Source organism: Paenibacillus crassostreae (assembly GCF_001857945.1).
Lineage (GTDB): Bacteria > Bacillota > Bacilli > Paenibacillales > Paenibacillaceae > Paenibacillus_AQ > Paenibacillus_AQ crassostreae.
Window position 1 is genome coordinate 3,469,581 of the sequence record NZ_CP017770.1, and the last position, 19,901, is coordinate 3,489,481.

The 19,901-nt window shown below is 40.1% G+C and carries 18 protein-coding genes; 12 read left to right on the forward strand and 6 right to left on the reverse strand.

The genetic code is table 11. The features are described from left to right. Positions 1 to 76: 76 nt before the first annotated feature. The 6 genes from LPB68_RS16005 to LPB68_RS16030 all read left to right on the forward strand — a co-directional run bounded on the left by LPB68_RS16005 (position 77) and on the right by LPB68_RS16030 (position 5,901). On the forward strand, positions 77 to 1,408 hold the full coding sequence (locus LPB68_RS16005; RefSeq protein WP_068659066.1) for an ABC transporter substrate-binding protein: 1,332 nt from the start codon (positions 77 to 79) through the stop codon (positions 1,406 to 1,408). A 121-nt stretch (positions 1,409 to 1,529) separates the two neighbouring features. Next, a complete protein-coding gene (locus LPB68_RS16010) occupies positions 1,530 to 2,432 on the forward strand; it encodes a carbohydrate ABC transporter permease (protein WP_068659067.1) in 903 nt (300 codons plus the stop codon). Between the two features lie 5 nt (positions 2,433 to 2,437). Further along, entirely contained in the window at positions 2,438 to 3,274 is an 837-nt protein-coding gene (locus LPB68_RS16015) for a carbohydrate ABC transporter permease (protein WP_068659068.1), read from the forward strand. 20 nt (positions 3,275 to 3,294) lie between these two features. Then, complete coding sequence (locus LPB68_RS16020; protein WP_068659069.1) at positions 3,295 to 4,428, forward strand: rhamnogalacturonan acetylesterase; 1,134 nt, start codon at positions 3,295 to 3,297, stop codon at positions 4,426 to 4,428. A gap of 19 nt (positions 4,429 to 4,447) precedes the next feature. After that, positions 4,448 to 5,482, forward strand: coding sequence for a glycoside hydrolase family 88/105 protein (locus LPB68_RS16025; protein WP_068659071.1), 1,035 nt, complete (start codon positions 4,448 to 4,450; stop codon positions 5,480 to 5,482). Between the two features lie 20 nt (positions 5,483 to 5,502). Then, positions 5,503 to 5,901: a sensory rhodopsin transducer gene (locus tag LPB68_RS16030; protein ID WP_068659073.1), complete on the forward strand. Its 399-nt coding sequence runs from the start codon at positions 5,503 to 5,505 to the stop codon at positions 5,899 to 5,901. A gap of 46 nt (positions 5,902 to 5,947) precedes the next feature. Here the strand turns inward: LPB68_RS16030 and LPB68_RS16035 are convergent, their stop codons facing one another. Next, positions 5,948 to 6,868, reverse strand: a complete 921-nt coding sequence (locus tag LPB68_RS16035; protein WP_068659075.1) for a DMT family transporter — start codon at positions 6,866 to 6,868, stop codon at positions 5,948 to 5,950. Between the two features lie 131 nt (positions 6,869 to 6,999). Here LPB68_RS16035 and LPB68_RS16040 point away from each other — a divergent pair, with 131 nt between their 5' ends. After that, positions 7,000 to 8,361 carry an aminotransferase-like domain-containing protein gene (locus LPB68_RS16040; RefSeq protein WP_068659080.1) on the forward strand — a complete coding sequence of 454 codons (1,362 nt, stop codon included), beginning with the start codon at positions 7,000 to 7,002 and terminating at the stop codon, positions 8,359 to 8,361. Between the two features lie 80 nt (positions 8,362 to 8,441). On the opposite strand, the gene LPB68_RS16045 is transcribed toward LPB68_RS16040, so the two are convergent. Together LPB68_RS16045 and LPB68_RS16050 are read right to left on the reverse strand one after the other, a co-directional pair. After that, positions 8,442 to 9,749, reverse strand: coding sequence for a glutamate-1-semialdehyde 2,1-aminomutase (locus LPB68_RS16045; RefSeq protein WP_068659084.1), 1,308 nt, complete (start codon positions 9,747 to 9,749; stop codon positions 8,442 to 8,444). A gap of 33 nt (positions 9,750 to 9,782) precedes the next feature. Beyond that, entirely contained in the window at positions 9,783 to 10,817 is a 1,035-nt protein-coding gene (locus LPB68_RS16050; protein WP_068659085.1) for an LCP family protein, read from the reverse strand. A 144-nt stretch (positions 10,818 to 10,961) separates the two neighbouring features. On the opposite strand from LPB68_RS16050, the gene bcp reads away from it, so the two are divergent. Next, positions 10,962 to 11,432 (forward strand): thioredoxin-dependent thiol peroxidase, encoded by a 471-nt coding sequence (bcp, locus tag LPB68_RS16055; protein ID WP_068659086.1) that lies wholly within the window; start codon positions 10,962 to 10,964, stop codon positions 11,430 to 11,432. A 239-nt stretch (positions 11,433 to 11,671) separates the two neighbouring features. Here the strand turns inward: bcp and clpP are convergent, their stop codons facing one another. The 3 genes from clpP to LPB68_RS16070 form a co-directional block, all read right to left on the reverse strand. Continuing rightward, positions 11,672 to 12,256 (reverse strand): ATP-dependent Clp endopeptidase proteolytic subunit ClpP, encoded by a 585-nt coding sequence (clpP, locus tag LPB68_RS16060; protein ID WP_068659087.1) that lies wholly within the window; start codon positions 12,254 to 12,256, stop codon positions 11,672 to 11,674. Positions 12,257 to 12,350: 94 nt separating this feature from the next. Then, the gene (locus LPB68_RS16065) at positions 12,351 to 13,040 is read right to left on the reverse strand and encodes a sigma-70 family RNA polymerase sigma factor (RefSeq protein WP_068659088.1); all 690 of its coding nucleotides are present in this window, start codon (positions 13,038 to 13,040) and stop codon (positions 12,351 to 12,353) included. A gap of 138 nt (positions 13,041 to 13,178) precedes the next feature. Further along, entirely contained in the window at positions 13,179 to 13,826 is a 648-nt protein-coding gene (locus LPB68_RS16070; RefSeq protein ID WP_068659090.1) for a DedA family protein, read from the reverse strand. Between the two features lie 123 nt (positions 13,827 to 13,949). On the opposite strand from LPB68_RS16070, the gene LPB68_RS16075 reads away from it, so the two are divergent. From LPB68_RS16075 to LPB68_RS16090, 4 genes are all read left to right on the forward strand, one after another. After that, positions 13,950 to 15,269 (forward strand): polysaccharide deacetylase, encoded by a 1,320-nt coding sequence (locus LPB68_RS16075; RefSeq protein ID WP_232510246.1) that lies wholly within the window; start codon positions 13,950 to 13,952, stop codon positions 15,267 to 15,269. Between the two features lie 98 nt (positions 15,270 to 15,367). Beyond that, positions 15,368 to 16,354 (forward strand): AAA family ATPase, encoded by a 987-nt coding sequence (locus tag LPB68_RS16080; protein WP_335582296.1) that lies wholly within the window; start codon positions 15,368 to 15,370, stop codon positions 16,352 to 16,354. After that, complete coding sequence (locus LPB68_RS16085) at positions 16,351 to 17,628, forward strand: DUF58 domain-containing protein (RefSeq protein ID WP_068659094.1); 1,278 nt, start codon at positions 16,351 to 16,353, stop codon at positions 17,626 to 17,628. Before LPB68_RS16080 ends, LPB68_RS16085 begins: the two co-directional genes overlap by 4 nt. Next, the gene (locus tag LPB68_RS16090) at positions 17,618 to 19,828 is read left to right on the forward strand and encodes a transglutaminase-like domain-containing protein (protein WP_068659096.1); all 2,211 of its coding nucleotides are present in this window, start codon (positions 17,618 to 17,620) and stop codon (positions 19,826 to 19,828) included. The genes LPB68_RS16085 and LPB68_RS16090 overlap by 11 nt, the downstream gene beginning before the upstream one ends. Positions 19,829 to 19,901: the final 73 nt, after the last annotated feature.

A 19,901-nucleotide genomic window follows, 5' to 3' on the forward strand; every position in this document is an offset into this window, starting at 1 on the left:
AATAAGCTTACATAATTGAAAGCGTTATCAATCTGAGAGAGATGTTAATCATTATATTTGAAAAGGGGCGAAAAACTTGAGGAAAAAAGCGACCATGTTGTTGACTGTATTAATGCTTCTAATAGTTACTGCATGTGGAAATTCAGCAAACACGAAAGAAACACAAGCTACCGCAACTGAAGGAGAAACGACAAGTACAGAAGCAACAAGTACAGAAACAAAGAAGGATATAACTTTACGGATAGCTTGGTGGGGATCAGATACTCGTCATGAATACACTCAGAAAGTAATCGATTTATACAAATCCGCAAATCCGCATGTCAAAATAGACTTCGAGTATGCTTCCTTCGACGATTATTGGAAAAAACTCGCACCTCAAGCTGCTGCAAATCAATTACCGGATATTGTACAAATGGATGTCTCTTATATTAGCCAATATGCTAAGAACGGACAATTGGAGGATCTCAGTCCATTTATGAATAATCAGATCCAATTATCAGATGTAAGTGAGAATGTTCTCAGCACGGGGATCATTGAAGGCAAGCAATATGGTATTCCCACGGGTGTCAATGTTCTTGGGTTTCAATATGACCCTGCATTGTTGACGAAGGCAGGAATTGATACTATTCCAGAAGACTGGGATTGGGATAAGTATGAAGAACTTGCGGTAACAGCAGCTTCAAATAAATTGTTTTTCGATAGTGGTATGGCTCCGGATGTATTCTTCAACTACTATCTTCGTACCAAAGGCAAAACATTATATAACCCTGAAGGTACAGCTCTCGGATATGAAGATGATGCTTTATTTATAGATTTCTTCGACAGACTTGCACGCCTAGTGAAAGCTGGGGCTGCGCCGGATCCAGGTGTAGCGAATCAATCGAAAGGGATTGTGGAAGAATCTGATCTTGTGAAAGAAAAAGGTGTGGGTATCTGGCAATGGTCGAATCAATTCGTTGGATTACAAACGGTCGTTAATCGTCCGATGGATTTCGCTCCAATGATTGGTCCAGATATGGAAAAGGGTCTGTATATGCAACCAAGTATGTATTGGTCAGTCACTTCTAACTCTAAGGCAAAAGAAGAAGCTGCTAAGTTTATCGACTTCTGGGTTAACGACGTAGAGGCGAACAAGTTAATCAAAGGGGATCGCGGTGTGCCGATCTCTGGCAAAATTAAAGAATCTTTAGCACCTGAATTAAGTGATCAGACAAAACAAGTATTTGAATTCGTTGCAGCTATGGAACCTAAAGCCTCGCCAATGAGTCCAGCACCTCCTGTAGGATCACCTGAAATCATCGCTATGTTGGCGGATTACGCAGAGGAAATTAATTTTGGGCAGACAACAGCAGCTGAAGTAGCACCTAAATTTAGAGAAGCCGCAAATGCCATCTTAGCCAATAACTAGTAGATAAATATACAATTAATAATTCTGAAATCGGAGGTGGAGATGATCCATCTCCGATTTCAACTAAGTAGGATGTTATTAGATATGTAGTAGGGTACAACAGAAAGGGAGGCAGGGTATCTTGCGACGGAATGGTGTTCTGAAATCGAATCTAACCGGATATGCGTTTATTAGCCCGTTTATTATAGGTTTTCTTGCATTTACTTTGATACCAATGGTCATATCATTGTATCTATCGTTCACGAATTATAATTTGTTCTCGTCACCTCGATGGGTAGGATTTGATAATTTCGATAAAATGTTCACGAATGACCCGAAATATTGGAATTCAGTAAGAGTGACCTTAATCTATGTGTTGCTAGGTGTTCCTCTTCGGTTGATGTTTGCTTTATTTATTGCCATGATCCTTAATACGAAATCTCGCATGGTTGGGGCATATCGTACAATGTACTATTTACCTTCCATTATTGGAGGAAGCGTAGCCGTCTCCATTATGTGGCGTAATATTTTTAGTAATGAAGGAATTGTGAATAGTGTGATCGGTTGGTTCGGAATAACTCCAGTACAGTGGTTTGGAAATCCTGACGCTTCTCTAGTCATGCTGATCTCTTTGTCTGTATGGCAGTTCGGATCATCGATGCTCATCTTCCTTGCAGGACTTAAGAATATATCCGTGGAGATGTATGAAGCTGCTGGGGTGGATGGGGCAAAACCAATACGTAAATTTTTCAGCATTACACTCCCCTTATTAAGTCCAATAGTGCTATTTAATCTAATTATGCAGACGATTAGTGCCTTCATGACATTCGTACCTGCCTATATCATTTCTAAGGGTGAGGGCGGACCTATGGATGGAACGATGTTGTATTCACTGTACTTGTTCCGTCAAGCCTTTATGTTTAATAATATGGGCTATGCCTCAGCAATGGCCTGGATGATGCTCATTTTAATTGGGATCATGACTGGACTCTTGTTTATTACTTCTAAGTTTTGGGTCTTTTATGAATCCGAAGGGGGCCGTTGAACGATATGGTATGGAAAAGATTCAAGTGGCCTGTATATCATATTCTCGTGACTGCACTGGCAATTATCATGCTCTATCCTGTAATTTGGATGTTATTTAGTTCGTTTAAAGAAAGTCGATTGATATTCTTAACAGCGGATTCGCTGTTTCCTGACACATGGATTTGGAGTAATTATTCAGAAGGATGGAAAGGGACGATCTATCCTTTCAGTAAATATATGACGAACACAATAGTAATCGTTGTTATTGCAACCATTGGGGCTGTCATATCATCTTCACTGATTGCATTTGGTTTTGCACGTCTTCGCTTCGTAGGGCAGAAATTCTGGTTTGCATTGATGATGGTAACGTTGATGCTTCCACATGATGTGGTACTTGTCCCGCAATACATTATTTTTACAAAATTAGGTTGGTTAAATACGATTCTACCGCTGGTCGTTCCATCTTTTTTTGGTATGCCTTTCTTCATATTCTTAATGGTACAATTTATTAAAACGATTCCAGGTGAATTGGATGATGCAGCAGCTATTGATGGGTGTGGGAAATTTCGTTTGTATTTACAGGTTATTATGCCACTTCTGAAATCATCCCTTGCTACAGCAGCAATTTTCTCATTTTATTGGCGATGGGAGGATCTGCTTGGTCCCGTTCTATATCTCAATTCTCCAGAGAAGTACACCGTATCCATGGCGCTCAAAATGTTCCTAGATAGTGAATCCGCATCGAATTGGGGGGCAATGTTTGCAATGTCCATTGTTAGTTTAATTCCTGTAATCGCCATATTCTTTGCTTTCCAGAAACAAATTGTGCAAGGTATGAGTAGTAGTGGGTTGAAGGGATAAGAGAGGAGATGTAGGTATAAATGAAAGGAATTAATCAAGAATGGGCATTTGACTTTGGAATAGGCACGCCAACAGAAGGTTATATCGGTGTCTCAGCGGATACTCTTTATGATGATGACAGGGGGTATGGCTTTCAAGGGAATGGTCAAGTATTTGCCCGTAATCGAATGGATCGTGATGTGAAAGTTATGGGAGAAGAGCAATTACAACAGAGTTTTTGCATTCCGAAGGGAATGGATTTTATTATTAAAATTCCTGATGGAACGTATCGAATAACTGCGGAGATCGGGGATGCTATTGCCGACACCCATACGATCATAAGGGCAGGAGAGAACAAGGCGGTGTTACCTCCTATTTCAACCTTTCAAGGTGAATTTAAAAAGGTGATGTTTACCGTAGCTGCGCGAAATGGAAATCTCGTATTAAAATTCACGGGATTAGCTCCACGTATCAATAACCTGCATATTTCTCCAGTAGAAACATTAACATTATTTATAGCTGGAGATTCCACTGTGACGGATCAAGCAGCCATTGGATATCCCTATGCAGGTTGGGGACAGATATTACCAGCTCTCTTCAAATATGATGTGCTCGTGGATAATCACGCGATATCAGGGCGAAGTTCACGGAGCTTTATTGAGGAAGGTAGACTTGATGAAATATCGGAGAAAATGAAGTCCGGGGATTTCCTCTTCGTTCAATTCGGACATAATGACGAGAAGAGTGATCCTAAACGAGGAACCAAACCTTATACAACATATAAACAGCATCTGAAGGAATACATAGTGGCTGCTAAGGAGAAGCAAGCTTGCCCGGTATTCATAACTCCTGTCCATAGACGGTATTTCAATGATGATGGTACTCTGTCAGATACACATGGCGACTATATTATAGCTATGAAAGAACTCGCTGTAGAAGAGAACATACCACTGATTGATTTGGCAGCAGAGAGTAAGATTCTTTTTGAAGAAGCGGGAATAGAGGGAAGTAAGCGGTACTTCATGTGGACTTACCCAGGTGAATATATTAATCATCCCGGAGGAGTGGAAGATAACACACATTTCCAAGAACTTGGGGCACTTCGACTAGCAGAACGGGTGGCTGAACAAATTCGTCAACTGGATCTACAACCTCTTCGAATGTATTTAAGATAATGAGTAAGGAGTGATAAGAATGGCTAGTTTAATTGTTGATGAACATGAAATTGCTAAGGTGATTGATCGAGTAGTGGATCGGACGTTTAAGATGGATTTTAACTGGGACTGGCCAGGTGGTGTAGCCTTCTACGGAATTTGTGAGGTATATCAGGCAACAGGTAAGGTGGAATATTTAGAACGTCTTAAGATATGGGCAGATGAGAATATTGAGGATGGGTTACCCCAATTATCAGTTAATGGTGTATCGGTAGGACATTCCTTATTAACTTTATATGAAGCAACGAAAGAGCAGAAATACCTAGATATTGCGATTCAAATGGCTGAATTTCTGTCACATAAGGCAGAACGATTCGGAGAAGGAGTTTTTCAACATACCGTTAACTCTGTGCATGATGTATTTCCAGAGCAGGCTTGGGTGGATACGATGTTCATGGCAGGGTATTATTTACTGCGAATTGGATATCTAACAGGAAATAGAGATTATATTGAGGATGGATTAAAGCAATATCATGGACATGAGAAATATCTTCAAGATCCGGGGAGTAATTTGTATTATCATGGATGGGATCATCTTCAGCAGAACCATATGTCAGGGATGTATTGGGCAAGGGGTAATTCTTGGGCAGCACTTACGATGTCGAAAGCCCTGAAGTTAGTCGAAGTTACTCACCCTTCTTATATGAAGATCGATGGATCGCTTCGTGATCAGCTTAGTGCATTAGTTCGAGTACAATCTCCGGAAGGCTTGTGGCATACTATTCTAGATGATGATACATCTTATCTTGAAATATCAGGTTCAGCAGGAATTGCAACAGCCATTCTAATGCGAGGTCGACTCTATAATAAGTATACACAGAAGGCTATTGATGGAATCCTAGCTCGAATTAATGAAGATGGAACTGTGACTGAAGTCTCGGCAGGAACAGCTGTGATGAACGATATTCAAGGATATCGTGAAGTTCCTTGTAATCGTATTCAAGGCTGGGGCCAAGGCTTAACGCTAGCATTTCTTGCTGAACTATTACGGACTAAAGAGAATCGATTTGGGTGAGAAGAGATGGAGGATATCCAATGAATGATGTAACAGAACAACATACTAATCATAGTAGTCGTGGAAGCATGTACTGGGTCATTCCTGATGGTTATATTCCCCTGATCAGCCAAGGTGAACTTGAGAGTCATGATAGTATTTGTGTACTGAACTGCGGAACACAGAGTGCGGAACTTCATATCACCATTTTCTTTGAAGATCGTGAGCCACTAGAGAATATCGTTCAATCTGTCGACGGTCGAAGAACGAAGCATATCCGAACGGCCACATTACGATCAGATAGAAAATATATTCCCAAAGGCGTACCCTATGCGATTGTCGTAGAGAGTAGTGTCCCAATTATCGTTCAATACAGTCGCCTGGATTCGACACAAGCAGAGTTAGCATTAATGAGTGTTATGGCACATCCTATATCATAAATGAATTTAAGGGCACTCCAAGGCTATAGTCTTGGAGTGCCTTTTTTTATGATTCACGCTTATTACCTAAGAAATTGGTGCCAAGCACACCTAGAATAATCATGATTGCAGCGATCACATGATAGTATTGTAATTGTTCGTTCAGAAAAATCACACCAGCGACCATCGAGACAAGTGTAGAGAAATTAATGAACACACTCATTTTAGAAGCTTCAATACGTGAGAGTGCGAAGCTTGAGAGTAAGGTTGTAACCATAGTGGAGAGAATCCCAAGATACAGTAATGCCCCAATATAGCTTATATCTGTTAGCGGCTGAAGAAATTCATGCAATGTTCCAGCAGTGGTATGTCTTCCTACAGCCATTATATTAAATAATATGAAGCCCACTCCAAGCGTGATGTACGTAAGTTCTATCGGTTTAAACGTACGTGTTAAGGGTCGTGCAAGGACACTGTATCCAGCAAAAGCGAGTGCCGATAAGAGTAGTAATAATACACCTTGGAAGTTACCTGAGCTTACCTGAGAACTACCTTTCATTACAAAGATGAAGATGACACCTACTACAGATACTAGTAGCGATATTTTTTGCAGACTACTGCTCCGCTCCTTAAGAAAATAAGAGGCAAGTATTAAAGTAAAGATGGGTACGGAAGCCTGAATAATTCCAGCCTCTGATGAGGAGGCACTCATGAGTCCAAAAGCTTGAAAGGCGAAAAATAAGACTGGAGATAGCAATGCAAGTCGTAAAATGGGCCAGAGGTCTTTCAGTTTAATACTTACAGATATCCAGCCAAAGATCACAGGAATGCTGATAGCAAAGAAGGATAGTGTGAAGCGATGCGCTAACACATCTAATGGATGTGCTGCGGAGATGGTCATTTTAACGAATAGAAAAGAGAACCCAATAATGATAGCATATAAAAAAGCAGCAAAATAAGCAGAACCATTCTGACGTGTATTATTCAATCGTACCCCTCCTGTATAAATAAGTTCGTGGTTGTGGCTAACCAGCTCATTCAATATACAGGAACCTTTGGAAAGGGTACAATACCAATAAAGCTAAATTGTACCGGTACAATTTATTTCAAGGAGGCACGATGAAGAAATATTCACGACTAATGCTGGCGCTTGAAGGACGTATCCAAACGGGTGAATTCTCGCAAGGAAAGAAACTACCTTCGATCAGAAACTTAGCAGAGATGTATAGTTGTAACAAAAGTACGGTTATTCGTGCATACGAGGAGATGGAGAAGCATCATCTCATATATTCAATACCCCAAAGTGGATACTATGTGGTACAGAAGAAGGGTTGGAATCAAGGTAATTTACCTCAAGAAAATATAGAAATGGTATTGGATTTTGCATCAGCTGCACCAGATCAGCGTATTTTCCCTTATGTGGATTTTCAGCACTGCATTAATAAAGCTATCGATGCTTACAAAGATGATTTGTTCACCTATGGAACACGCAAAGGACTCTCTTCACTTATTCAGATTCTACAGAGACACTTAGCTGGGTATCAGGTATTTGCGGACAAGGAACAAATTATGGTGACTTCGGGTGTTCAACAAGCGCTAGCTATTCTTGTGTCTATGCCTTTCCCAAATGGTAGGGACACGATTGTTATTGAGCAGCCTGGGTACTTTCTATTCATTGAAATGCTGAATATAATGAACATCCCAGTTATAGGAGTGCCTAGGGATGATGAGGGGTTAGATCTGGAGAAGTTAGAGGACATATTCGCAACGGGTTCTATAAAGTTCTTCTACACAATGCCTCGTTTTCATAACCCACTAGGAACCTCCTTAACGCTGAAGCAGAAGCAGGAAATTATACGGTTAGCACTTAAATATGATGTATATATAGTTGAGGATGATTATCTAGCTGATTTGGAGGGCGACTCTAAGGCAGACCCTATTTACGCTTATACGACTTCACCACAAGTGATTTATCTTAAAAGCTACTCCAAAATTCTCTTCCCTGGGCTGCGGGTAGGTGTTGCTGTTCTACCAACGTTGTTGATAGATACGTTCAGTAGATTTAAAGTCATAATGGACATTGATACTTCTATGATATCTCAAGCTGCACTTGAAATATATATGAAAAGTGGGATGTTCGAACGTCATCGTGAGCGGATTAAATCTTCATACAATAGGAAAATGAAACAGTTAAATCAGGCATTAGTTCGGAACTCTGATCATGAATCATTCGCATCTACACCACGTAATCGTGTTATTCATACCATTGTACCCATGCCAAGTAAGCTTTCATTTGCAACCCTGAAGCATGCACTTCATAAACGTAACATTATCGTGGACAGTACGGAGGCATATTATCTTTCTGGTGGATATACTGAGTCAATGCTACGATTGAATGTATCTAATGTACCGGATACGAGCATAGTTACAGGAATCGGAATCATTCGTAGCGAGATCGAAAGGTTACATATTCCACACTGAAGAGAGTGGTAGACTAAGGATTGCTCCTTGTCTACCACTCTTTAATAATTATTTATATTACTAATACAACAATGTAGTGCTTACATCAACTGGAAGCATTTCTCCGCAGCCTCTAGGGTCTGTTCAATATCTTCATCGGTATGAGCTGTAGTTAGGAACCATGCTTCATACTTAGAGGGAGCCAGATTAATACCATGATTCAACATGTGGCGGAAGAATGAGGCGAAAACTTCTCCGTCGGTATCTTGAGCTTCATCATAATTCGTAATCGGATGATTACAGAAATGGGTAGAGAAAGAGCCGCGAATTCGGTTTATCGTTAATGGAATACCATGACGATCTGCTGAGTTTTGTATACCCGCAGTTAGTTTTACGGCTAGACGATTCATTTCCTCGTATACACCTTCGCCCTGAAGAACCTCCAAACAAGCAATACCTGAGAGAATTGAAGCGGGATTGCCTGCCATCGTTCCGGCCTGATATGCAGGTCCGAGTGGAGCAACTTGCTCCATAACATGCTTTCTACCGCCATATGCGCCAATCGGTAAGCCACCACCAATGATTTTGCCTAATGCGGTAAGATCGGGTACGATCGCATCATGATTGTGTAAACCCTCAAAGGTCTGAGTTGATCCATAATGAAAACGAAAAGCTGTGATTACTTCGTCATATATTACAAGGGAACCATTATCATGTGTCATCTTACAAAGACCTTCAAGGAAACCGTCTTGTGGCATAACCATACCGAAATTACCAACAATCGGTTCTACCATAACAGCAGCAACATCATCTCCCCAACGTTCGAGGGCTGCTTTAAGTCCTTCTAAGTCGTTAAAAGGTACTGTAATGACTTCCTGCGCGATACTTGCAGGAACACCCGCACTATCTGGAATACCTAATGTGGAGGGTCCAGATCCTGCGGCCACAAGGACTAAATCCGAGTGTCCATGGTAACAACCAGCAAATTTAATGATCTTATTACGTTTGGTATAAGCACGAGCTACACGTATGGTTGTCATCACTGCTTCCGTACCTGAATTTACGAATCGTACCTTATCCATTGAAGGGATAGCTTCCTTCAACATGACCGCAAGTTGTATTTCCCACTCTGTTGGGGCGCCATAAAGTGTACCATTCTCTGCAGCTTTAGTGATAGCCGCAGTAATATGAGGATGTGCATGGCCTGTAATGATGGGACCATATGCTGCGAGGTAATCGATATATTTATTATCATCTGCATCCCAGAAATAGGCACCATTAGCTCGTTTCATAAATACAGGTGCTCCTCCACCTACGGCTTTGAAAGACCGCGAGGGGCTATTGACACCACCAACGATATGTTGCAGGGCTTGTTCATATAATTGTTCGGAGTTAGTTCTATTTATCATTTGTTAACCAACCTTTTTATGCTTAATTTTTGTTCAATTTGTTGTTTGGTCACTTTCTTCATTATCCATCATCGATTCAACCCCTGGGTCAGTAAGGGGGTCTGTTTCTACTACAGGAGGATTCAATGTGTCTTGTACAAATTGTTGAAGTTCGTCTAAATCTTTTACGGCAATCACAGATGCGCCACCAATCGTTTCTTCAGCGAGCATATCCATTGGAGGAATCTGTTCACTGCTCGACATCGAGCTCTGATATCCAATAGTCGCGAGCTTCCACATGTCGTTGATCGATAGGTTAGTATCGACAAATGGACTTACCTCTTCTAATATCGTTGGAAGCTTCATAATCGATGTTGTAGATATCATTTTCTCTGCAACAGCTTTTACGAAATCACGCTGTCTCCCTGTACGAGTGAAATCAGATAAAGCATCATGGCGGAAACGAACATATTGTAGTGCCATATCTCCATCAAGATGTTGCTGACCTTGCTTGAGGTTGATATCAAACTCATGGTTATCCGCTTTACTACTATATTTCATATCTTTCTCTACGTAGAAATCTACCCCACCAATGGCATCCACAAGTTTAATAAATCCCTGAAAGTCGGTATAAACATAGTATTGAACAGGAATACCTAGAAGTTCACTAATAGTATTCATAGCAGTGTTAGGGCCATGTGTGATAGCCGTATTAATTCGGTCACTACGATATTCAGGAATATCAACATATGTATCCCTTAGTATGGAGAATAGGTAGATTTTTTTCTGTGTGGGATCTAATGTTGCAACCATCATACTGTCAGAACGAGGGATCTCGCCTTCTGATACGCCACGGCCATCCACACCCATAATCAATATACTGACAGGTTCTGTGCCTTCCCATTTAGGAGGTTCTGGTGCTGCAGCTTCGATTTGTTCTACTTGGCTAAAAGGAGATGCATCTCCTTCTTTTTTCAATCCTTCTAAACCATTATAAATAGATGTGAAATAATAAACAGCGTAACTAATCACGGCAAGTAAGAGTACGGCAAGAACCCACCAAATGGTTCTTCTTGTTTTTTTTGTCATGAAGCTTCTTCCTTTCAATAACTCCCAGTAATAATTGCGATTTTCGACATTAAAGGATTTGGGTTCAATACATTATAATTTTTTTTGCAGATACAATCAATTTATTAGTAGAATAATGACATATTATAAAGGGGGAAAGGGTAAATGGAAGCATTAGAAATAGGTTGTGTCGCACCAGAATTTACACTTATGGCTTCAAATGGAAGAGAAGTATCGCTTAGTGACTATCGTGGACGGAAATTGGTGCTTTACTTCTATCCTAAGAACATGACACCAACATGTACGCAGGAAGCATGTGATTTCCGTGACGCGAATTCTGCCATAGAAAAACTAGGTGCCGTAATAATTGGAATTAGTACAGATGAGTGGAAGTCACATAATAAATTTATTACACGTCATGATCTACCATTCCTATTATTGTCGGATGTGGATCATATGATTAGTGAAAAATATGGGGTCTGGCAGCTGAAGAAAATGTTTGGGAAAGAATATCTAGGTATTGTACGCTCTTCCTTTCTTATTAATGAAGAGGGAATACTTATGAAAGAATGGCGTAAGGTTAAAGTCGCTGGACATACAGAAGAAGTATTGGCATCATTACAATCCGAACAATAATTAATATTAAATGTATGATTGCAGATCAACTGACATGCCTGTATGGCGGCAGTGATCTGCTGTTTTGTGTATCTGCTTATGAAAATTCCTTGAAACGCTAGTAGTTGGGAGTAATTGATGGACGGGCAATTCGAGAGATTTAGACTTTGAAGAAAACAAGGTGTTTATTTTTCGGTCTTTTTATGTAAAAAAAGCCAACATCTTAGGGATTTAAGATGCTGGCTTTTTGATCATTTACGTTACAAGGGGGAACACACCACTTCATCCACAATCCCATAGGATTTAGCTTCTTCAGCAGATAAGTAATAGTCTCGTTCCATATCCATTTTTATCTTCTCTAAGGATTGACCAGTCTTTTCAGCATATAAATAATTCAGTTGATCCTTTATTTTTAGAATACGTCGTGCGGTTATTTCAATGTCTGTTGCTTGACCTTGTGCTCCGCCCAAAGGTTGATGAATCATAATTTCACTGTGCTGTAATGCAAGTCGTTTACCTTTATGGCCAGCTAAGAGCAGTAATGATGCAGCGGAAGCAGCAAGTCCTGTGCATATAGTTCTGACTTCAGGTTTGATAAATTGCATCGTGTCATATACTGCGAAGGCGGCTGTAACGGAACCACCAGGACTGTTAATGTACAGAGAAATATCTTTGTCAGGATCATCTGCTGCTAGAAAAAGAAGCTGTGCAACAATGTTGTTAGCCGTAGCGTCGTTAATCTCCGATCCTAGAAATACAATGCGATCTTTCAGTAGACGAGAATAAATATCATAAGACCTCTCTCCGTGAGAGGTCTGCTCAACAACATAAGGTATAATACTCATTTTGGATCCTCCTAAAATTTTTGCGTAGCAAAAATACTTCGAAAGCATGGGTGTTAAAGTTTTTTGAAGAAAAACTAGCATCGTAAGCAAAAATTTATGCTGCCATTTGGATTGGCGATAATGATTGAAACTTTATGCAGACCGGTGAACGGAATTCTTTGTTTACACGTTTCTGTATGGTTGGTTCACTAATGGCAATAATCAGTTCTTCTAGAACGGTGGGACTCTCATATTTAACCGCTTGGAGCAGTCGATTTTTAAACCAATCTTGAGAAATGTTGAGCCAGTAGTGACTAAAGTCTCCGGGATGTTCTTGGGATTTCTGGCGAGCCCGATACAGGAGTGCTTTGACTGCTGTTTCTTTGATCTGTAGTCTATTTGCTATCTCAGACAATGAATACATGAAGCCTTCCTTCATAACGAACGCTAACAATTGCTTGGGAGTTAACCTCTCCATTAGCTGTTCCAACCCTTCTTGAAGATCTTCTGAGCTCTGATCTTCATGGCCACATTCATCTATTGGCCCTAGCTGTAACTTAGACTTTTTGCGCAACTCGTCAATCCATGAATTTCGCGCAATGGTACGCAGTAGGGGCATGGTGATATTGGGTTCGCATTTAGACGAATAGAAGGATAATGTCTTAGCGAGGGTCTCTTGTGTTAAATCGTCAGCGTCCCAACGATTATTAGTGATGGAGAGACAGTGTTTTTGCAATATTGTATATAGATCTTCACATTGTGCCTTTAGTTCAATTTGTGTTTCAATTTTTTTGTGGATTAACATGTTAATCACTCCTTCAGGGCCTATATTTATATAACGTATGAGAAGGTTGGAAAGATACGCCCTCGATTTATTTATAATAAAACAAAGTGAAAAGGAGCCTTATATATCCCTGTCAGGCTCCTCTAGTATGTGCAAAGTCTATGATGAACGTTTAACTTTTTTCTTGTTTTTTTTAACAAACACAATGTGTCTCACTTTTTCACGGAAGCGATATATGATCAACATAAGTACAATAATACCGAGTCCAGAGAAGATCCAAAGAGAATATAACTCTACTAAATGGAAGACAACGGACCATTGTGGACCGAATATTTTACCGAGACCAAGGAAGAGAATGACCCAAAATAGTGCGCCACCATATGCGTATAGGGCAAACTTACGAAAGGGGAGAGCATTCAAGCCCGAGAAATACCCTGTGAAATGTCGGACACCAGGAATAAAATAGCCGATAAAGATCAGACCATGTCCGTATTTGCTAAACCATATCCTCGGTTTTTCTAATTTGTGAGGAGACAGGAACAACCACTTCCCAAATCTATTTATAAAAGGTAGACCCGCTTTTAGACCAATGAAATAAGTGATGGTTATACCGATAGTTGTACCCAAAAAGGATAGAATTAGAAGCCATCCGAAATGGAGCGTACCCAGATAGGAAAGATAACCTGCATAAGCCATAGTTGTTTCTCCTGGAAAGGGGAGAGCGACAAACTCTAATAATAAGCCTATAAATAAAACGAGATAGCCGTGTTCCTCAAATAGAGTTTGAATCCAACGAAGTATTTCCAATTTATACACTCTCCACTATAAAATTAAGCGATTTATAATTTTTAACTCTAGTCTATTTCAATAATCTTCACCATATAATCTATCAGAAATGTCAATTTCATAGAAACGGTGGAGGTTAAATTTATGAATTTACGATGGTTAAATTTGGATAAACACAATTTAAGTTTTTTGATCATGATTCTATTCATTTCAATGGTGATCTTCCCTGTACAATTGCAGGAAGGACAACCTCATACACTTAATCCAGTAGAAACAGAAGTTAATAGTTTGTTACCACAATTGTCTGAGGAAAAAACGGTAGAGTTATTGTCTACATCAAAGACTAATGCTGTTAAGCCAATTACACAAAAAACAGTATATCTTACATTTGACGATGGACCAAGTAAACTCACAGGCCAAGTACTTGATATTTTAAAAGAAGCTAATGTAAAGGGCACCTTCTTTGTTTTGGGGCAACAAGTTCATCAATATCCAGAATTACTTACAAGGACTCTGGAGGAGGGACATGCGGTCGGTAATCACACGTATAATCATAGCTATGATGAACTATATAAGGAATTCTTTCCATTTTGGAATCAAATCAAACAAACAGAGGATGAAATTAATCTCATCACGGGATTCCGGCCGTCCTTAGTCAGGGCACCTGGAGGAACAGCAGGACATTTCGATGATACTTATTTCTCTTTGTTGAAGCAAGGTGGATATCAGGTGATAGATTGGAATGTCGATAGTGGTGACTCGAAGCGAAGAAGTGTTCCGGCCCAAGAAATTATTAAAAATGCGACATTAGAAATCCAAACTGACGAGGTTATTGTCTTAATGCATGATGGTGGTGGACACGAGGAGACCATAAAAGCACTTCCTACGATTATTAAGTTCTACCAGGATAAAGGATATAAATTTGATGTTCTATCATCAGAGCAAGAACCTGTTCAATTTAAAGTGTCGAAGAGCGCACAAACTCTCAACCGTCATCAACCAAGTCAATCATGGATTGCTACTCATGTTATTCCCAATGCGGCTCTATTTGCTGAAGGTAAACGCCTGGTGCTGGAGGTAGGTAGAATGGAGACATCCCTTGAACATGGAGAATATATGATTACTGAAGATAAGATTATGGTACCACTTCGGATAACGATGGATAAATTAGGAGTTCAAGTGAAGTGGGATGCAAAGAATAAGCAAGTGATGATTCAAAAAGGGTTAGAAACACTTCAAATTCATGTAAGTACAGGTGAATGGACTGTATTGAATCGTAAGACGAATGGATTGATTGTGAGCAGGAATGTTCCAATGCAATTGCGAGGAGATACTTTGTGGGTGCCATTACGTGAATTACTTCAGGAAACAGGACATAAAGATATCTCTATTAGTATGAACGAAGAGGAATGGCGTGTATCTACTAGGGAGGCTACAAAGATATATCTTAATCAAAATCTATGAAAATATTTGTTTCTGCATGTCTATGTTCCTTCCTTCATGGAAATACTAGTTGATAGATTTCATATTAATCAATCCATGAGGAGAAGAGAGGAATACAATTGTCTACTCCATCTATGAATCAAAATGAGATTTCATCAGAACTATTAAATAGAATGATTTCGAGAGTGAGCACGGTAATGGTTGGCAAAGAGGCTGAGATCCGTCTTGTACTGATCTCCATGTTAAGTCGTGGACATATCTTATTAGAAGATGTTCCAGGTGTAGGAAAGACACTGTTAGTTCGGGCAATCGCAGCCTGTATGGGGGGATCTTTCGGGCGTATTCAGTTTACTTATGATCTAATGCCTTCTGATATTACAGGTATATCGATCTATCATTCCCATAGTGGTCTCTTTGAATTTAAGGCAGGACCAATCTTATCTAATGTAGTATTAGCAGATGAGATCAATCGTGCATCTCCAAGAACGCAATCGGCTTTACTTGAAGCAATGGAGGAAAAGAAGGTGACCGTTGATGGTACAACTTATCCATTACCACGGCCTTTCACGCTCTTAGCAACTCAGAATCCTCTTCAATTTGAAGGCACATATCGATTACCGGAAGCACAACTTGATCGCTTCCTCATGAGGATTAGTCTTGGATACCCAACTCCTGAGCAAGAGATGGAAATGTTATCACGGATGCAGATGACACATCCTCTAGAGCGTGTAAGACCTGTGATCATGGTTGAAGAGATGGAAGTAATGCAACGAGAAGTACAAAGTGTATTTGTGGATGACTCTATCAAACAGTTACTAGTTACTGTTGCAGCTGAATCACGTCATCATCCCAAACTTCATCTTGGGATAAGTCCACGGGGGACGTTAGCTTGGATGGTTGCTTCACAAGCTGCAGCCTACATGAATGGAAGAATGTATGTGACACCAGATGATATTAAAGAGACCGCCATTGCTGTCCTTTCTCATCGTATGGTGGTTCAATCCCACAACCGGTTGGAGGATGTTACTGGAGAAGAAGTTGTGTTGGAGTTAATATCTAGAATTAGTATGTCTCCGCAACGCAGTCGGAGCGGGAGACGCTCATGAGGTATAGATGGCTTGAATGGGCTTTTGCTTTCGGATGGTTAGGTGTCTTAACTACGCTATTTCAATGGTATGGGGGAGCAACAGTATGGTTCCTGATAGTTCTGAGTACCTTATTTATTGTGGGGGGACTTGTTACACAATGGTTTGGTGCTCGCAGTATTGAGGTTAAGCGGTATATTACTCCATCGCGTCCTATTGCGGGAACAGAATTAGAAATTGAGGTGTGTATTAAATATCGGTCTATATTGCCTCTTCCTTGGATGAGTGTCACAGATTATTTCACCGAGGGGAATTTTTGTAAAGTATGGTTTCCAGGCTGGCATCGAACCTTTACCTATTCGTATAATCTTCAGAATGTACCCAGAGGGATTGTCACTTTTCAAGTCTGCCAAGTAGAGTGGGGTGGACTATTTGGTTGGTTCAAGAATAGCCGAATGATACCTTGTGATGAAAGTATTATTGTACTTCCTTTGCCTATTATGGTTGCTATGGAAGAAGGAATAACTAGTAATGATTGGAGAGCAGGCGAACTGGAAATAACGAAACGCCATTTGATCGGTCATTGGGGGTTAGAAATCCGTGATTATAGGGTAGGGGACCCATTAAGTAGAATCCATTGGAAGAGTTCAGCGCGTCTTGGTCGTATGCAAAGCCGTCTTCCAGAGGATGAATTAGACCAAGAGTTGTGGATCATTCTGGATCAATCAGCTGAGAGTTATAGAGGAATGAGCGCAAGCATAGATATTCAAAATCACAAGGCAGAGCATTTATTTGAATGGGCCGTTTCGTTTGTTGCGGGTCTGTTTCAAACAGCCGATAAAGATGGAATGCATGCAGAGCTTATTGTTGAGAAGAAAGTCCCTATTCCGAATACGTTTACAGTATCAGCCTACCAGTCCAATCTGATGACTCTCGCTCTGATCGAATTGAATGGAACGAAAAGAATAGAAAACATCTTGGAGGAAACAATGGGATTTTTACAATATGGGGGTAGAGTTGCTGTAGTGACAGGGTTTTTACAAGAAGAATCTATCCAAGTGATAGTCAACATGCAGCATCAGGGAATCCATATCGATGTATATTCCGTCCTGCCCTCAATGGCTTTATTAGAATTGAAGGGGGATGTTTCAGAACGAATCAGACAAGTCAGAATGGAAAATATACTCCTTTCTTTAGGAGTTAGATTCTATAGGTTAAATGTATCTTTATCAGAGAAAGAGAATAATGTGGATATCTTTTTAAGCAAGGAGGTGAGAAGGCTTAGTGGTTCATAATCTCCTTTATCGAACACTACTTTCTATACTTCTTATGGGATTGTTTATGGAATGGTTGTATCCACTTCAATTCTTGGATAACGATTCCATCAGCACTTCGTTCATATTTATTTTATATGGTTTATCTGCGTTGAATTTACTTCTAGGGATATTCCAATGGAAGCAATGGATTCGTATTCCGATATATCTTACGATCATTGCGGGTGCGTGGGGGCTTCTTTTTGAAAAAGGCAGAGGATTCGAATGGTACCTATCTGTTGGGGGTATTCTTCAACATGATGTTACGATTGTGATCCAGGAGTGGAGTTTATCGACTCTTGGCGCAGAGACTCGAACATTGATTCTAATCTTAGGATGGGGCATTCTTGTTACAACAGTGCAGTCATTAGCGCTTGACCGGTCAAGCATTGGGCTTTTTGCGGGAGCATCTATCATTTATTTATTATGTTTAGAAGCTTTGTTAGGACTGGAGGTGTTCGCTGATATTGTTCGCACATCTCTACTCTTGATGGTTCTTATAGCGATGCTTTCATTATCTAGGCTCCGTGAACATTCATCAACTCCTCATGAGTTTCTTAATCTACGGTATGTACAGTGGTTTATTTCTGTTTGTATTGTGGTTAGTATGGCCGTATGTGTAGCTTGGATAGGAGACAAAGTTGTTTCTGCTGAACCTACAAAGAAGGTGAACTTAGAAGCTGCGATGGATACATTTAAAGATTGGACAGGCTTATCTATGTATCGTCATACCTCAAAGCAAGCTACGACAGGTTACGGTGCAGGTGAAGGAGATATGGGTGCACCTTTACAAGTATCTAATGAGATTGTGTTCACAGCGGTATCACCCATATCGACTTACTGGAAAGGGGAAACCTTTGGATATTACGATGGACGCCGTTGGGCTGAGCCTCAAGTATATTTCCAGTCGATTGATATGAAGGGTGAAATACAAGGCAGTTACAGAACCGAAGAGCGTGAAAAGGAATCTATCATTCAAACTCTAAATTTCATTCCCTCTAAGACAGGTGAATTTCCTTTGTTTAATGGTGGCAATATAGAAAGGGTTCTGAATATCACAACTGAGAACGGAGAAAAACCCATTTATCTGTTACATGATGAAATTTCAGATACATTAAAGTTTCCAGCAGCGACTGGTTCAAGTCCAGTTAAGAATTATCAAATCGAAGTGGCTATACCTTTGATTCAAACTAATGTATTACGTAACAGTTCTGGTCCTGATCTTGAGTCAGTGACCGAACGGTATCTTCAATTGCCAGAAGAACTTCCCTTGCGTGTTAAAGTACTTGGTAATGAAATAACGACTCATATGACTAATCGTTATGATGCCGTGGTCGCAATAGAGACCTTCTTGAAGAATCAATATACATATTCATTGAAAACTAGCGTACCACCGTCGAATGAGGATTTCGTTGATCATTTCTTATTTCAGTCTAAAATTGGATATTGTAATCACTTTGCTACATCTATGGTTATACTTTTGAGGAGTCAAGACATTCCAGCCCGATTCGTTAAAGGCTATTCGCCAGGGATGCTTGAAACGGGTAGTCAAGATACCTACGTTATTAAATCGTTGAATGCTCATTCGTGGGTGGAGGTGTATTTTCCTCAAATAGGTTGGATTCCATTCGATCCAACTCCGGGATTCTCCACCATTCATGAAAAGTCAGAACCGATAATCATAAATAATCAGAATGCAGAAAGTAAGAATATAGTGGATTCAGTAGTTGATGTGTATACGAACTTGGTCCATTTCTTTGGCAAGATATTCATTAACTTGCAATATTCATTAACACCTGAAGTAGCATATATGCTAATTGGAATGAACTTGGCAGTAGTACTAATAATTGCGAGTGTATGGCGTATTTATCAAGGCCGTAGATATTTTTTTCTGTGGCGGTTACGTTTCATTACCCGAAATACCTTTCCTCAAAAGGAACAGATGTTGAAGGCGTCCTGGATTGTATGGGATGAGTTTGAGCGGAAATTTGGCTGTATTCCTCAGGGGATTACAGTAAGGGAGTACATTTATTCAATTCAGGATGAGAATCTAAGGAAAGAAATCCTCCAATTTACTGAACAATGGGAAAGAATTACCTACGGTGAGACTAGTATAAATCGTACGTATAGCATCTTATTTTTACAACGTTGCACACAACTAGCACATTTACTAAGTAATTAACCAATCCTGCTTTCTTGACGGTATGATTTATCGTTGCGTATAATTAACATCAATGAATTGAGGGAGGCACGTT